We start from the raw sequence: 15,158 nt of genomic DNA on the forward strand, positions 1-15,158 counted from the left end.
ACAAGTAATTCCATAAAATTGTCTAACTATTTAATAACCAAAAGTTAATGCTAAATAAAAGTATCAAATTTTTAATAGAAAACAAACTCGTAGCAGTTGTTGTATATCCATACATTATTATTATGATTAGATAAGAATGAGATCAAATCTTTTCTCAGCTACTTTTTTCTATTCAAGAGATTGGAGTCAAGTCACAAATATCAGTTACTTTTATACAATGAAATTCGAAATTGATATACTTATAATTTTAGATTTATTTGCTGGTTTTTCTGCAATAATGATAAGTTTATTGTTTTTAACGATAAAATCAAAAAATCAAAAAGCTAATGTTTTTTTAGCTCTGTTTGCATTAAGCTTAGGGTGGACGGAAATAAGTAGTATTTATATAGATTATTTAGAAATAAATGAATTAAAAGCTTCATTCTTTTTTCACTTAGACTTTGTGTTTTTAATTATCCCTTCTTTATTTATCTATATAATTATTACAATAAACAAATCTTTTAATAGGTGGTATTTATTATTACTATTACCTGCCTTATTAATTAATACCTTTCAACCAGAAGAAGACAGCTTTTTAGATTTTATATTTATTCTTCTTTATCCTCTTTTTGTTATACCATTAATAATTATTGCTTTTAGATTTTTAAGAAGCCATAGTAAAAATGTTGCTAATTATTATTCTTCGGAATTAGAGTCTAAAACGATGTCTTGGATAAAAAGTATTATTATTCTGGTATTCATATTTCATATCACAATGATTTTAAGTGAAATCGCAATATTACAAAGTGAATCATTGGGATATGTATTTGCGCTTTTAGGAACTTTAATTACTGTTTTTATTGTCTATTGGGTTGGCTACAATGGTTTTTTTCAAGCACAATTATTTACTACTACTTTTAATATAGAAAAAACAGTAAGTAATGAAGATGATAAGGATGTCCCTCAAAGTGAAAATGACGAAAGCTTACAGGAGCATTTTCAAGAAGTTTGCGAACAAATAGAAAAAGAAAAATTATTTAAAGATCAAAACTTAACCTTAAATGCGTTAGCAGGCTTGCTTGAAATTAAGGAAAGAGACTTGTCCGTCTTAATAAATAAAGCATCAAATACCAATTTCTATAAATTCATTAACAAATATCGTGTTGATGAGTTTAAAAAATTGATGCAATCAGATAAAGCTGCACAATATTCTATTCTAGGCTTAGCACAAGAAGCCGGATTCTCTTCTAAATCAACGTTTTATAATGCTTTTAAAACTTTAGAAGGCATAACACCAAGGCAATATAAAGAATCTTTAAATGCGTCCGAAAACACGAATTCGGACTAGTACAGACAAATTTTTTTTAATAGTGTGCGTTCTTTTGCAAACACAAAACACGAACGTATATGAAACACCCTTTTTTATCATTATTAATTTTCTTTTTTATTTCCGTAGGATATGCACAAGAAAAATTTACTATTAGCGGAACACTTAAAGACCAAAGCAATGGAGAAACACTTTTAGGTGCCACAATTCTTATAAAAGGAACTTCAATAGGAGTAACCACGAATGAATATGGTTTTTATTCCTTAACAGCCGACAAAGGAAATTATACATTGGTGGTTTCCTATTTAGGCTATAAAACCGTAGAAAAAGAAATTGTACTTGACCAAAACATTAAATTCAATACAGAATTAGAAGAAGACGCAGGTCAATTGGATGAAGTTGTTATTATCGCTGAAGAATCTAAAAAAGTAAATTTAAGAACGCCACAAATGAGTGTTGCCAAGTTATCGGCTAAATCCATTAAAAAAATCCCAGCAGTTTTAGGTGAAATAGATGTAATTAAGGCTATACAATTGCTGCCAGGAGTTACTAACTCTGGTGAAGGCGCTTCAGGTTTTAATGTACGTGGAGGAGCAGAAGACCAAAACCTAGTATTACTTGACGAAGCCGTTATATATAATTCATCACATTTATTTGGCTTCTTTTCGGTCTTCAATGCAGATGCTATTAAAGATATTAAACTTTATAAAGGAGGTATACCTGCTCGTTTTGGAGGAAGAGCGTCTTCAGTTTTAGACATTCGGCAAAAAGATGGTAATAGTAAAGAACTCAAACTTTCAGGAGGTGTTGGACTTATATCTAGTAGGCTTACGGTCGAAGGGCCTACTTTTAAAGATAAAGGATCTTTTTTAATATCGGGAAGATCTTCTTATGCACACTTATTTCTGAAGTTAAATAAAGAAACCAAAAACAGTAGTGTGAAATTTTCTGATCTGAATTTTAAAACCAATTATGAAATTAATGAGAATAATAAAATGTATCTATCTGGTTATTACGGAAATGATATTATTAGATTTGACAAGTCTTTTAAAAATTCATATGGAAACCTTATAGGGAATTTGCGTTGGAACCATCTTTTTAGTGATAAACTATTTTCTAATTTATCACTTATTTACAGCAAATACAATTATAATCTTGAATTAGATCTAGATGGGATAGATTGGAAATCGGATATTAAAAATTACAATTTAAAATACGATGTTGGCTATTCTTTAAATGACACCTATAAATTTAATTTTGGTGTTAGTGGTATTTATTACGATTTTAATCCTGGAAGACTAAATCCATTAAATTCTAGTTCAGGAGTTAATAAACGTAAATTAGATGATAAATTTGGAATTGAAACAGGGATTTATGCTGGTTTAGAACACAAAATTTCTAGCAAACTTACGGCACAATACGGTATTCGATATAGTAATTTTTCTCGTTTAGGGAAACAAACTTTAAATGAATATACCAATAATTTACCAGTGGTTTATAATGCGAGTTTAGGAATCTATGAGCGTGCAAACGCAATTGCTCAGACAACATACAATAAAAATAAAACGATAGCAACATTTGGAAATTTCGAGCCTCGTTTAGCACTATCTTATCAGTTAAATGAAAAGTCATCTGTAAAAGCAAGTTATAACCGAATAGCACAATATTTGCATTTAATTTCTAATACCACATCAGCAACACCATTAGATGTATGGGCACCAAGCGGAAAATTTATAAAACCACAATTAGCCAATCAATATGCTGTAGGCTATTTTAGGAATTTTAAAGACAATATGTTTTCTATTGAGGCTGAAGCCTATTATAAAACAATAGATAATCGGGTAGATTATATTAATGGTGCAGATTTAATAGCACAGAACAACATAGAAAGGGAAATTTTGATAGGAAAGACTAGGTCTTATGGATTGGAATTATTACTTCGTAAAAACAAAGGTGATTTTACAGGGTGGATAGCATATACCCTTTCTAAAGCACAACAGCAAACACCAGGAGGTGCTGCTGGTGGCTTGGGGGTTAATAACGGGAAATGGTACAATACCTCTTACGATAGAACTCATGATATATCCGTTACAGGAAGTTATGAACTGAATGAAAAATGGAGTTTTTCAACAAACTTCGCTTTTCAAACAGGTCGTCCAGTTACTTATCCAAATGGACAATTTCAATTTAGTGGACTTTCAATAGCAACATATTCTAACAGAAATGCAGATCGCTTACCAGCCTATCATAGGTTAGATATATCTGCAACACTTACACCAAGAAAAAACAAAAATAGGAAATGGCAAAGTGAATGGGTGTTTGGTGTCTATAACTTATATGGGCGTAAAAACGCAGCATCTATTTCATTTGGAGAGAATTTAGATACAAATGTAAATCAAGCAACACGAACTTCAATTTTCGGAATTACACCAGGAATCACTTATAATTTTAAATTTTAATACAATGAACATTATACACAAATATATATGCCCTTTTTTAATTACAACCCTTCTTTTAAATTCTTGTACTGACGTTATAGATGTAAATGTGCCAAATGGAGGAGCAAGATTAGTAGTTGAAGCATTCATTAATTGGGAAAAAGGGACTACAGGTCAAAACCAAGTTATTAAATTAAGTACTTCAACGGCTTTTTTCGATTCAAATCCAGATATACCTGCCATTGGAGCGGACGTTAAAGTAACTAACGACAATGATGGAACAGAATTTATATTTCAAGACCAAGGAAATGGAAGGTATATTACAAATGATTTTATACCAGAACTGAATCAAATCTATTTATTAGAAATTATATACAACGGAAAAACTTACTCAGCAACCGAAACCTTAATTCCCGTAGTAGATATTTCAGAAGTTGAGCAATCCATAAGTGAGGAAGATGGAGATGAAAATATAAAAGTCACCATTTTTTTTGATGACCCCGCCAACGAAGCAAATTATTATTTGGGAGAATTTATTCCCTCATTTAATTCGCAAATTGATTTTTTCCCTTTAAGCGATAATTTTACCGATGGAAACCAAAACTTTATGGAATTTTCAGATGCAGATTTTATAGCAGGAAATACTTTAAGTATAAGTCTATATGGAATTTCTGAACACTATTATAATTTCTTTGATCTTCTATTGATCCAATCTGAATCGGACGGAAATGGCCCATTCCAGACAACACCAGTACAACTAAAAGGCAACTGTAAAAATTTAGCAGACCCAAATGAAGAGGTGCTAGGTTATTTTAGGTTGAGTGAGGTTGTTCGAACCACATATACCATTAATTAAATACGAAAAAAAAGTGTTGTAGGCTGTTAACTATTGTTTGATTTAGTTGGCAGCCTAACAACCATAATTACTAATTTAAAAATATAATAAAAATGAAAAATTATTTAAAAAAAGCAAACCAACTAATAGTTTTGATTGGAATCATTATTTGTCAATCTTGTAGTACTGATGATGGTACTTCTACATCAACAATAAACCCAGGTAATGATCCCAATTTTACCATAGTTGCGAATTCAGAATCTTCCACCTTGCCAACTTTTAACAGAAAGGTGATTGTTTTTGGAGTGGACATTTATGCTGCTTCAGGAGTCGAGGATGCCAAATTATTACATGCAGTGAATATTATGGCGCAATACTTAGATAATGATGAAGATGGAGTAGTCGATAACCAATTAGTAGTCGATAAAATGATAGAAAATAATGCTTTTCTATTTATGTGGAAAACAGAAAACGATCATCCCTCTGATGTCCCAACTGGCAGAGAAGGACAAGATCTAGGTGCTGATGAAACTGTTCCGGCTTGGCATACCAATGGACACACAGGTAGTTTTGATGCTTCATTAGAAGAGGTATGGCATATTATTAACGTTGCTGGACACGCAAATGCTTACCCAACCGTATTTGGCTTAGAAGCCGGGTCAGAATTAGCTAATGCCATGGATATAGCAAGAGGAGGTTACTTTGAAACCATACCTAACCCGTACCCGTCCACAGCTTGGTATACATATGATGATGCAACTTGTGAATATGCAGATTGTATGACGATTGAATATATGTACTGGTCTATGTCTTCAATATTAGGTGCACAAGAAAACAGGTTAAGTGAGATACAGCAAGAATGGAAACCAAATACAAATGCCTTGATGCAAACCACAGATGTTGCGATGTATGCATTACTAACAGATCCACAATATAGTTTTCCAACTGTTTTGCCTGATGGGACTTATAGACAATAATTAATTAAGTGTTGAAAACCGTTAGCTACTTCTTGAATTAGCTGGCAGATTCCCAATCTTCAATAAATTTATTTTAAAAAAGGCAAGCGATTTTCATAACTATTAATGCTTATGCTAATAAAGAGTTTAAAGGGAATGTAGGTTTATAGACCCAATTTTAGATACCAGAGCAAGAACTACAAAGTTAAGAGCAGTATTCTAATCAAGTAACACCAGATGTAATAACAAAAAAACTATGTTATAAAAAACTAAATTGATTTTGAACAAATCAATTACACATAACCCAACTGAAAATATTAATGGATGTTAACGAAAAACTCGTTAGAGACCTCGAAAACCAATTAGAATTTCTTGAATCTGAAACTGAAAGGGTATTAGAAAAAGCTGAAGAAGGTGTAAAAATTGCAAAAAGAGGGTTAGAGCAATTGAGAAGTATAGTTTTAAAGCAAAAGTTTAAAACTAATCAAGATGAAATTCATCTATTTAAACAAGTAAAACCACAAGTATATAGTAAATTAATTTATTATGTAAAACTGTTTAATATTGAAAGTAAAAGGCCAAGAGGCAGTAATAAATCTCAAATAAAATACTTTAATAAGCATATAGATAGATTGCAAAATTATTTCAATGATAATTTAGAGTTTTATCATTATTATAGAAGAGGAGCTACTTTTTTAGATGAACAGTACTTTCTAAGAGGAAAAGCAGATATTCGATTGTTTCCGGAATCTTTAGCCTTTTTTGCAGATGATAAATTTTCTACAAGCCACGACAATACAGTTGCAACTATTTTAGCTTATGACATGTTAATTATTCATTTTAAAACAGAAATAGATAAATTAGATAATAATGTAATGGAAACGAATTCTAACGCTTTTCAGGAACAATCAAAACTGTTTTGGACAGGCAATAAAACCGATTTGATAGAGCTTATTTACGCTTTATATAGTTTAGGAGTAATTAATAGCGGAACAGCAGATATTAAAGAAGTAGCATCAGTTTGTGAACAAATGTTTAATGTTAGTTTAGGGGATTATTATAGAACCTTTTTAGAGATTCGTTCACGGAAAATTAATCAAACAAAGTTTATGGATAAACTTAAAGAATCTTTGATAAATAAGATGTTAGAATCTGATGAATAAAAACCCAACTTGGGTGTTTTAAAGTGCAAATTATTATCATATAATTTGCACTTTTTTAGTTATGAATATTAAATTGTAAACACTAAACTAAATCAATGTAACTCATTAAAAATGAACACATAAAATCACCCAGCTTGGGATTGTCTTGTGTGTAGATTACAACAAATCACTTCATATTTGCCAAACGAAAGTCAAATCAATATTAATAGCTGCCATTGAGAGCGAGAGTTCGAGGTGGTAGCTATTTTAACCAAAATCGTTTATAATGGCAGCAACAATTATCACTACAGAAGATCTTCGAGAATTCAAATTAGAATTACTAGAGGACATCAAAGCAATCATTAATCACCAATCTGGTTTCGCATCAAAAAAATGGTTAAAGTCGCCAGAAGTCCGCGACTTTTTAAGCATCTCACCAGGAACATTACAAAATCTTCGAATTAACGGAACATTACCATATACCAAAGTTGGTGGCGTTATTTATTATGATTATGAAGAAATTCAGAAAGTAATGGAAGACAATAGAATTCATAATAAATTCTAGTTCCCACGAAAGCAGGAACCTTTCCTTATGCAAAAGGTCAACTATAGGGGCGAGTGTAAAGAAACAGTCCTGTGGACTGTTTTAACGAAGAAGCCAGCTGGCGCGTTGGATTTTATATAACTGAATGAATAAAATAAACTATATACGCCATTTAAACGGTGTTTTTCTAAAATTCTCAAAAGATAGTCGCTTAAACCCAACTCACATAAGTTTATATGTTGGTCTATTTCAAATATGGAATAATAATCGCTTTCCTGAAGAATTCTATATTAATCGAAATGAGGTAATGAGCTATTCTAAAATTGGTTCAAAGTCAACCTACCATAAGTGTATTAAAGAATTAAGTCATTGGCAATACATTGTGTATTACCCATCACACAATCCATTTAAGGGAAGTCGAATTAAGATGTTCAATTTCGAGACAAGCTCTAAACAAGTAGTAGACTCACATAGTCCTAAAAATGGACAAGCTCTGGTATCTATTAATAAACATATAGAAACTAATAAAAACATTAATAAACTTGACCAGCCAAAAAATGAAAATGAAGTGATTGATTTTTTTAAAAAAGAAAACTGGCCAAAAATTGAAGCTCAAAAATTTTATAATCATTATCAAGGTATAGGTTGGAAAGTAGGCGGAAAAACTAAAATTGTCAATTGGCACGCAACAGCTCGTAATTGGATGCTAAAAGCAGAAGAAATTAAAACAGAGAAAACACAAAAAGGAGCTAGCCAAAATCAAGACAACCTTAAGACTAGCAAAAATAAAAACTACAATGAACCTCTATGAGTAATCTAAAACCACATATAATTCAAGAAGGAAGTGTTCAGTATCGATTAGGTGAATTAAAAGACAATAACATTTCATACGATTTCAAGAAGATTTTAATTTACCTAGATGCAAAAGGAAAACTACTGTTTGGCAAAAACTTTAAAATTTATGAAGAAGATGAGGTGGTACTTTACAAATTATGTATTTATTTTATTCGAGATTTTGAAGCATGTAAAAAGTTAGAAATAGATCCGAACAAAGGTATTTTATTATCTGGTCCTGTAGGTTGTGGCAAGACCAGTTTAATGAAATTATTGCGACACATAGTACCTCATCATAAACCATATGAAGTAATTCCTGCAAGAAATATAACATTTACATTTAACAACATAGGTTATAAAACCATTGAAGAATATGGCAACAGTAGTTTTTATTGTTTTGATGATTTAGGTGTAGAAACTACAGGACGTCATTTTGGTAAAGACTGTAATGTAATGGGAGAAATACTTTTATCACGTTACGATTTATTTTTAAAACGAAATATTAAAACGCACGCTACAACTAATCTTAATGCACAAGAATTAGAAAACAGATATGGTAATCGAGTACGTTCAAGAATGCGACAACTCTTTAATTTAATTGCTTTTGATAAGGAAAGTTTAGATAAGAGAAAATAATAGTTAATAATGGAATATAAAATCGGTTATATTTTAATAAATTTGGCTATTATGCCAAAGACATCTACTAATGTACGTAATAGGGTAAACAAACTTCATTTACCTAAAACTAAATCACTTTATCCTCTTTTTGAAGTGATCAGTAATTCTATACATGCTATAGAAGAAGCAAAAAAAGAAAAACTTATTAAGGACAATGGTAAAATTGAGATTAATATTTTACGTATAGGTAAGGAAGGTATTTTTGAAGAAATCTCTAACACTGATGATTATCCTATTGATTCATTTGAAATAATAGACAACGGTATAGGTTTAAATGAGGATAATTATAATTCATTTCAAGAATTTGATAGTGAGTATAAAATAGAGATTGGAGGAAAAGGAATAGGAAGATTAGTTTGTTTAAAGGCTTTTTCAGCACTAATTATAAACAGTTGTTATTTAGATAAAGATAAATATTGGACAAGAAGTTTTGAATTCAAAAAAACTATTGAAGGTTACTCTAATTATAATGAAGAGTTATCTAATGATAATAGGATTGGAACTAATGTGCTTTTAAAATCTTATGTAAGTCCATATAAAGAAAATGTTCCTAAATCTATTACTGATGTTTCAAGGGAGATAATAAAGCACTTTCAGCTTTATTTTATTCAAGAAAAACAACCTACAATAATTATTAAGAATCAAGATGGTTTTCATAGGAATCTTACTAAGATATTTAATAGTGAATTTAAAAGCAAAATTTTATCAGATTCATTCATAATTGCTGAAGAAAAGTTTAATATACATATATCTAAATCTTTTAGTGCTCAAAGCCATAAAGTGAATTATTGTGCAAATGAAAGAATAGTGAGGAGTGAAGGTTTATCTAAACATCTTGTAGATTTAAAATATTCAATTTTAGACTCTTTAAGAAATGAGAAATTTTATTATCAAGTTTTTGTAGTTAGTGATTTACTTGATACAAGTGTTAATGATGCAAGGACAAGTTTTAATTTTCCTGACAAAAGCGAGAATGAAGATAGTGAACAAATTGAAGTGATAGAAGAAGTTACATTATCTAAAATCAGAAAGAAAACTATTAATTGTATTGAGAATCTTTTATCTGAAACTCTTGCCGTAATACGTGCTGAAAAAGTAGAAAGATATAGACCAATTATTGATAATAAATTCCCTAATTATACTAACTTATTTAAGTACAAAAAGGAAAAAGTAGAAAGATTACCAGTAGGATTAAATGAAAATGAACTAGATATAAAGCTATACGAAATAGAAGCACAATGGAGAAAAGAAATTAAACAAGAAGGTGCTGATTTACTGACCAAGAAAAAAGACATTACGGAGTTAGAAGATTATAAAGAATTGTATGAAAAATATGTGACTAATTTAAACGAAGTTGGAAAGTCTGATTTAGCTCGTTATGTAGTTCACCGTAGGTCTGTAATAGACTTGCTTGAAAAACTAATAGAGTTAAATGATGATGATAAATTTGCAAATGAAGATTTAGTTCACAGTTTATTTTTTCCGATTCGAGAAACAGATGATTCTATCTTTAGCGAAAAACAAAACTTATGGTTACTAGATGAAAGATTGACTTTCAATAAATTTTTAGCATCAGACAAACTATTTAAACAAATTGAAAATCTTGGTTCAGATTCAAAAGAGCGAATGGATTTAATAATAAAAAAAGAAGAAGTTTTCGATAAAGCTGTATTATTTTCAGAAAACAAAATTCCTTTTGAATCTTTCACAATTGTTGAATTTAAAAGACCTGAACGTAATGATTATGTTTATGGTAATCCCAAAAATGACCCTATTGCTCAAGTAAGAAGATATATTAGAGAGACAATAGACGGAGAAACTAAAAAGAGAGGTAAAAAAATACAGGCTTCATTTAATACACCTTTTTATTGTTATGTAGTTGCTGATATTACTTCAAGTCTTGAATACATTTTAGATGAGGAAAGTTTTATTAATACACCTGATGGTTTAGGTTATTTTAGAATTTATGACACTAATAATTACAAGGCATATATTGAAGTTTTACCCTTTAGTAAGGTTTTAAAAGATTCAAAAGAAAGGAATAGGGTATTATTTGAAAGGTTGAATTTACCACAATAATTCCCCCACAAACCAAAACCCAGCTTTTTGCTCTAGCAAAAAACCTCTGTCTTTTGGTTTGTTCCGCGCGCCACACTTCTATAGCGTTTAAATTTCTCTACTAATTGCAGCACTTTAGAGCTTGCTTCATTCGTGCCTCATTTCGCAACTATAAAGAGCTACACCTTGCAAAAGCTAATAATTTAAACGCTATCCCAAGCTATGTTACATAATAGAAGTTATAGTAGCAAAAATCCTTTCAATGGTTGCCTACGGCGTTTTATTATATTTTCGTAGCTATAACTGCTATTATGTAAAATATCCACTCATCCAACGCTCACATAGGAAGTAGTTAATAACATTTTGATATTTAAACAACATTTAGGAATTGTTGCATTGTTTTTATAAGTGCTTTTTAAGTTTCAATAAATTAAGTTTCAATAAATTAAGTTTATAAATCTTTAGAAATCAGAACTATTAAGAGTATTTCTAAAGCACCTATAAAATCAAAAATAGCCAATAAGAGTATAATTTTTTATTTGCCAAGAAAATAAGATAAAATTGTTTTCACTAAAAGTAAATGCTAATTCTTCAACTATAAAAACAACATTTTTAAAATAGAAATTTAGTTACCGTAAATACATTTTCGAAGCATTCACTTTTAACAAAACCAATCAGTAAAATAGAACAAAGCAAATAAAAAAACCATACACTTATTTTCGCTGCTGCCAGCGCACTACGTACCTTAATTATTTCCTTACTCATATTTCGGCATTCAATCGCCATTTGGCTAACATTTTTAAAATTTGAGAATGCCTTTGCCCTCGATTCATCCGCAATTCTCAATTTTTAAAAACGATAAAAGGTATATTTTTTTCTTATCTCATTCATCTGCACAAAAACCCTGCTAAATTCATTTAATTTCTTTATCAAAATTCTTTGTTTGCTTCATTTCGTTAAGTAAAAATTAGAGTTAATTATTAAAACCTATTTTTTCAATTTACTTTTAAGTTTTTGAAAAATATACTTTAGAATGACTGAAACCAAAAAACTTACGATAGCACCAATAACTGCTAAAATAATAGTTGTGGTAAAATCTTCAACACCAATATTTGCTACTGATGAAAAAAAAGTGCCACCAATTACAGCAGATTTAGTATTATAGTCCATCGACAGTTGCATTTGCTTCAGTTTTAGAGTTATCTTTATCAGTAACGACAGCTTGACTTATTGCAGTGGCAACTGTTCCGGCAACCGTCATATAAGTTGCAATAGAAATTACTAAAGCTGGCATTGTAATTGGAGCCGCAATAATAGCACCACCAGCAGTTGCTAAAGCAATGCCGATGTTTCTTAAAGTTTTGAAAAACTTTGGAGTTGGTTTTTTATAACGTTCTACTATGTTCATAATTTTGTGATTTAATAGTTAATAAAATAATTTCCTTTCGGTCTTTAGCTTGATATACCAAAGACAATAATTTTTGCATTGCATCTTTTGAGTATAGACCTTTGCCAATGCCACTTAAATAAGATACTGGAGCAATACAGCCTTCTAAATCTTTTAAAGCATTATTTGCTGGATGAAATAAAATATAGCTTCTATCTTTTACAGCTTTTAAAATCAAATGATGCTTAAATTGTTTAGAATAACGAGGTTCAATTTGATATTGTCCTTCTGGTATGCAAGAAATATTTCGTTTATTTTTTCCCCAGGGTAACTCAATAGTATGGCAAAGAAAAGTATTAGAGCAAAAGAGAGTACCGTTGGTACCCTCTTTAAAATATGCTCTGTAGAGTGTCAAATCCATAATTATGGAGTATCAATAGTAACAACAGCTAAAGCGTTGTAAGCACCATTCTTAAGCTCATACATTTGCCCATTTACCTCTTGGTAAAATTCAATACCAACAACTTGTACAACTTGCAAAGTTGAATTAGCAGTTATTGAAGCAGTCAAAGCTATTGGAGCTGTATCTGCAGCAGAATAAGGTAGAATTGCAGTTTCATCATTTTCAAATGTTGAGGTTTCATTTACAAAATCTAATTCTGCAGCACCCATTACTACTTTAAAATGTGTAGTTCCTGTTGGTGCAGCAACTCTAATAGTTGGAGAAAAAGCAGCAATATTTAAAGTTGCATCACCTGTAACTCGGTCAAAAGCTTTTGTAAATGCAGCAAATAAAGTTGCGCCTAACTTACCATTCAGATTGAATTCAAACCCTTCTAATAAGTTCAAATTTCCATCTTGTAGCGTTCTTAATCCTCTTTCATTGGTAGTATCAGTCTTAACAATTGCCACAAGGTCTTTTGTCAATCTACTAACTACACGTTTATCTTTTGCATTTTGCAAAAGTACACGAATAGCATTTCGAAGTACTTTACCACCTTTGCCAGCTCGTCCAAATTCCGAGCCATTTTCACGCGTTCTTTGAAACGCAGGATCATTTGCAATACGATTTGCATCTACACCACCTTTTTCGCGTGCTAGATGTCCATCGCTAGTTTTATAAAAGGAGATACCACCAATAGTTCCTTTTAGTTTAATAATTCCAGTTTGTTTTGCCATAATAATTCGTTTTTTAATTAATAATTCAAATCACGTAACTTTGTGGCTTACAATAAAAAAGTAGATTCCGTTTTTGGTTATACATTCCGATAAAACCAAAAACGTCATTAAAATATTTATAACACTATCGTGTTGTCAACATTTTAACAACGCATCATCATTTAATTATAAAATATGGTTTAAGTATAGATAAAGCATACATAAAGTATCATGAAACAAAAAAGAGCTTGTATATACCCAAAAGATATTCAACGTATCACAGGACGAAGTGAGCGCTATGGACGTAAGCTTTTAAATGATATTAAAAACTTTTTTGATAAAGAACCATACCAATTTATTACCATTAGAGAATTTGCAGAATATAGTGGTATAGATGAAGAAATTATCAATAAATATTTGATTGATTAATCATAAAATTTGATGTTTTTTGTTTGGATTTAATGAAGTTTAAATTGTAAATTTGCCCCAAGACGTTCTGACAAATAATACTATTTCAATCTAACTAATAGGTCAACAATTCGGTTCACACTGTTTTAGTCTATTTCTTAAAGCATTGATTTTACTATATAGTGGCGGTTTAGTTATCATCCTGCCACTCCGACAAACTAAAGCTGAACATTTGTTCAGCTTTTTTTTATTTCACACTAAAATTCACGAGTGAATCCGCACATACACTATAGTGCGTTTTTCTTTTTGATAGAAAAACGTAATGTTTATATAGTAACTGTTGATAACTTAAATGTAAGCATTCTATCAAAAATCCTACTTTTGTATTGATAAATTATAACATAAATTATGTCTGATACAATTGAAAAAGTAAAGTGCTTAATAATAGGTTCTGGTCCTGCTGGTTATACGGCAGCTATTTATGCAGCGAGAGCTAATATGAAACCAGTTTTGTACCAAGGAACTCAGCCAGGAGGACAACTAACAACTACAAATGAAGTTGAAAATTTTCCAGGTTATCCAGATGGTGTTACTGGTCCAGAAATGATGATAGAGTTACAAAAACAAGCAGAACGTTTTGAAACTGATGTACGTAATGGTTGGATTACCAAGGTTGATTTCTCAGGAGATATTCATAAAGTTTGGGTAAATGAAACAAAAGAGATTCATTGTGATACCGTTATTATTTCTACAGGAGCTTCAGCTAAATATTTAGGCTTAGATTCTGAACAAAAATATTTAAAACTTGGAGGAGGTGTTTCTGCTTGTGCAGTTTGTGATGGTTTCTTTTATAGAAATCAAGAGGTTGTAATTGTAGGAGCTGGAGACAGCGCTTGTGAAGAAGCACATTATTTATCTAAACTTTGCAAAAAAGTAACAATGTTAGTGAGGCGTGACGAATTTAGAGCGTCAAAAATTATGGCTGCTCGTGTGAAAAATACAGAAAATATAGACATTTTGTTTAATACTGAAACTGATGAGGTTTTAGGTGATGGACAAGTCGTTACAGGAGTTCGTGTGAAAAATAATCAAACCAATGAAATACAGGAGATTCCTGCAACAGGATTTTTTGTTGCCATTGGTCATAAACCCAATACAGATATTTTTAAAGGCTTCTTAGACTTAGATGAAACAGGATACATAATTAATGTGCCTGGAACTTCAAAAACGAATATTGAAGGTGTATTCGTTTCTGGAGATGCAGCTGATCATGTTTACAGACAGGCTGTTACAGCTGCAGGAACAGGTTGTATGGCTGCTTTAGATGCTGAAAGATGGTTAGCAGCTAAAGATTCAACTTTTGAAGTAAGTACTTCTAATTATAATTAAATTAGATCAAAAAGTTATACATACT

General features: G+C 30.7%; 15 protein-coding genes. 12 read left to right on the forward strand and 3 right to left on the reverse strand.

What is annotated here, in order from left to right:
* The first annotated feature begins 136 nt into the window (after positions 1 to 136).
* The 10 genes from MUN68_RS03630 (at position 137) to MUN68_RS03675 (ending at position 11,956) form a co-directional block, all read left to right on the forward strand.
* Positions 137 to 1,327: a helix-turn-helix domain-containing protein gene (locus MUN68_RS03630; RefSeq protein WP_249995359.1), complete on the forward strand. Its 1,191-nt coding sequence runs from the start codon at positions 137 to 139 to the stop codon at positions 1,325 to 1,327.
* A 59-nt stretch (positions 1,328 to 1,386) separates the two neighbouring features.
* Positions 1,387 to 3,765: a TonB-dependent receptor gene (locus MUN68_RS03635; RefSeq protein WP_249995360.1), complete on the forward strand. Its 2,379-nt coding sequence runs from the start codon at positions 1,387 to 1,389 to the stop codon at positions 3,763 to 3,765.
* A gap of 4 nt (positions 3,766 to 3,769) precedes the next feature.
* Positions 3,770 to 4,600 (forward strand): DUF4249 domain-containing protein, encoded by an 831-nt coding sequence (locus MUN68_RS03640; protein WP_249995361.1) that lies wholly within the window; start codon positions 3,770 to 3,772, stop codon positions 4,598 to 4,600.
* Positions 4,601 to 4,692: 92 nt separating this feature from the next.
* Entirely contained in the window at positions 4,693 to 5,556 is an 864-nt protein-coding gene (locus MUN68_RS03645; RefSeq protein ID WP_249995362.1) for a hypothetical protein, read from the forward strand.
* A 299-nt stretch (positions 5,557 to 5,855) separates the two neighbouring features.
* Entirely contained in the window at positions 5,856 to 6,698 is an 843-nt protein-coding gene (locus tag MUN68_RS03650; protein ID WP_249995363.1) for an RteC domain-containing protein, read from the forward strand.
* Between the two features lie 265 nt (positions 6,699 to 6,963).
* Positions 6,964 to 7,242 (forward strand): helix-turn-helix domain-containing protein, encoded by a 279-nt coding sequence (locus MUN68_RS03655; RefSeq protein WP_249995364.1) that lies wholly within the window; start codon positions 6,964 to 6,966, stop codon positions 7,240 to 7,242.
* Positions 7,243 to 7,366: 124 nt separating this feature from the next.
* Positions 7,367 to 8,032: a hypothetical protein gene (locus MUN68_RS03660; protein WP_317134787.1), complete on the forward strand. Its 666-nt coding sequence runs from the start codon at positions 7,367 to 7,369 to the stop codon at positions 8,030 to 8,032.
* Positions 8,029 to 8,691: a P-loop NTPase family protein gene (locus tag MUN68_RS03665; protein WP_249995365.1), complete on the forward strand. Its 663-nt coding sequence runs from the start codon at positions 8,029 to 8,031 to the stop codon at positions 8,689 to 8,691. Before MUN68_RS03660 ends, MUN68_RS03665 begins: the two co-directional genes overlap by 4 nt.
* A gap of 9 nt (positions 8,692 to 8,700) precedes the next feature.
* Positions 8,701 to 10,812, forward strand: coding sequence for an ATP-binding protein (locus tag MUN68_RS03670; RefSeq protein WP_249995366.1), 2,112 nt, complete (start codon positions 8,701 to 8,703; stop codon positions 10,810 to 10,812).
* A gap of 1,012 nt (positions 10,813 to 11,824) precedes the next feature.
* Positions 11,825 to 11,956 carry a hypothetical protein gene (locus tag MUN68_RS03675; RefSeq protein WP_272792396.1) on the forward strand — a complete coding sequence of 44 codons (132 nt, stop codon included), beginning with the start codon at positions 11,825 to 11,827 and terminating at the stop codon, positions 11,954 to 11,956.
* On the opposite strand, the gene MUN68_RS03680 is transcribed toward MUN68_RS03675, so the two are convergent.
* The 3 genes from MUN68_RS03680 to MUN68_RS03690 are packed head-to-tail and all read right to left on the reverse strand — an operon-like array spanning position 11,951 to position 13,357.
* A complete protein-coding gene (locus MUN68_RS03680; RefSeq protein ID WP_249995367.1) occupies positions 11,951 to 12,199 on the reverse strand; it encodes a hypothetical protein in 249 nt (82 codons plus the stop codon). The two genes, MUN68_RS03675 and MUN68_RS03680, sit on opposite strands and share 6 nt — an antisense overlap.
* Positions 12,177 to 12,599 (reverse strand): DUF5675 family protein, encoded by a 423-nt coding sequence (locus MUN68_RS03685; RefSeq protein ID WP_249995368.1) that lies wholly within the window; start codon positions 12,597 to 12,599, stop codon positions 12,177 to 12,179. The genes MUN68_RS03680 and MUN68_RS03685 overlap by 23 nt, the downstream gene beginning before the upstream one ends.
* Positions 12,600 to 12,601: 2 nt before the next feature.
* Positions 12,602 to 13,357, reverse strand: coding sequence for a hypothetical protein (locus MUN68_RS03690; protein WP_249995369.1), 756 nt, complete (start codon positions 13,355 to 13,357; stop codon positions 12,602 to 12,604).
* Between the two features lie 210 nt (positions 13,358 to 13,567).
* Between MUN68_RS03690 and MUN68_RS03695 the strand changes: the two genes are divergently transcribed.
* Together MUN68_RS03695 and trxB are read left to right on the forward strand one after the other, a co-directional pair.
* A complete protein-coding gene (locus MUN68_RS03695) occupies positions 13,568 to 13,765 on the forward strand; it encodes a hypothetical protein (RefSeq protein WP_249995370.1) in 198 nt (65 codons plus the stop codon).
* A gap of 387 nt (positions 13,766 to 14,152) precedes the next feature.
* Positions 14,153 to 15,133 (forward strand): thioredoxin-disulfide reductase, encoded by a 981-nt coding sequence (gene trxB / locus MUN68_RS03700; RefSeq protein ID WP_249995371.1) that lies wholly within the window; start codon positions 14,153 to 14,155, stop codon positions 15,131 to 15,133.
* Positions 15,134 to 15,158: the final 25 nt, after the last annotated feature.

This window comes from Psychroserpens ponticola, from assembly GCF_023556315.2.
GTDB lineage: Bacteria > Bacteroidota > Bacteroidia > Flavobacteriales > Flavobacteriaceae > Psychroserpens > Psychroserpens ponticola.

What these genes read in the sequence shown, in the direction of transcription:
- MUN68_RS03630 (WP_249995359.1), top strand. Translation starts at nt 137, where the DNA reads ATGAGATCAAATCTTTTCTCAGCTACTTTTTTCTATTCAAGAGATTGG.
- MUN68_RS03635 (WP_249995360.1), top strand. Translation starts at nt 1,387, where the DNA reads ATGAAACACCCTTTTTTATCATTATTAATTTTCTTTTTTATTTCCGTA.
- MUN68_RS03640 (WP_249995361.1), top strand. Translation starts at nt 3,770, where the DNA reads ATGAACATTATACACAAATATATATGCCCTTTTTTAATTACAACCCTT.
- MUN68_RS03645 (WP_249995362.1), top strand. Translation starts at nt 4,693, where the DNA reads ATGAAAAATTATTTAAAAAAAGCAAACCAACTAATAGTTTTGATTGGA.
- MUN68_RS03650 (WP_249995363.1), top strand. Translation starts at nt 5,856, where the DNA reads ATGGATGTTAACGAAAAACTCGTTAGAGACCTCGAAAACCAATTAGAA.
- MUN68_RS03655 (WP_249995364.1), top strand. Translation starts at nt 6,964, where the DNA reads ATGGCAGCAACAATTATCACTACAGAAGATCTTCGAGAATTCAAATTA.
- MUN68_RS03660 (WP_317134787.1), top strand. Translation starts at nt 7,367, where the DNA reads ATGAATAAAATAAACTATATACGCCATTTAAACGGTGTTTTTCTAAAA.
- MUN68_RS03665 (WP_249995365.1), top strand. Translation starts at nt 8,029, where the DNA reads ATGAGTAATCTAAAACCACATATAATTCAAGAAGGAAGTGTTCAGTAT.
- MUN68_RS03670 (WP_249995366.1), top strand. Translation starts at nt 8,701, where the DNA reads ATGGAATATAAAATCGGTTATATTTTAATAAATTTGGCTATTATGCCA.
- MUN68_RS03675 (WP_272792396.1), top strand. Translation starts at nt 11,825, where the DNA reads ATGACTGAAACCAAAAAACTTACGATAGCACCAATAACTGCTAAAATA.
- MUN68_RS03680 (WP_249995367.1), bottom strand. Translation starts at nt 12,199, where the DNA reads ATGAACATAGTAGAACGTTATAAAAAACCAACTCCAAAGTTTTTCAAA.
- MUN68_RS03685 (WP_249995368.1), bottom strand. Translation starts at nt 12,599, where the DNA reads ATGGATTTGACACTCTACAGAGCATATTTTAAAGAGGGTACCAACGGT.
- MUN68_RS03690 (WP_249995369.1), bottom strand. Translation starts at nt 13,357, where the DNA reads ATGGCAAAACAAACTGGAATTATTAAACTAAAAGGAACTATTGGTGGT.
- MUN68_RS03695 (WP_249995370.1), top strand. Translation starts at nt 13,568, where the DNA reads ATGAAACAAAAAAGAGCTTGTATATACCCAAAAGATATTCAACGTATC.
- trxB (WP_249995371.1), top strand. Translation starts at nt 14,153, where the DNA reads ATGTCTGATACAATTGAAAAAGTAAAGTGCTTAATAATAGGTTCTGGT.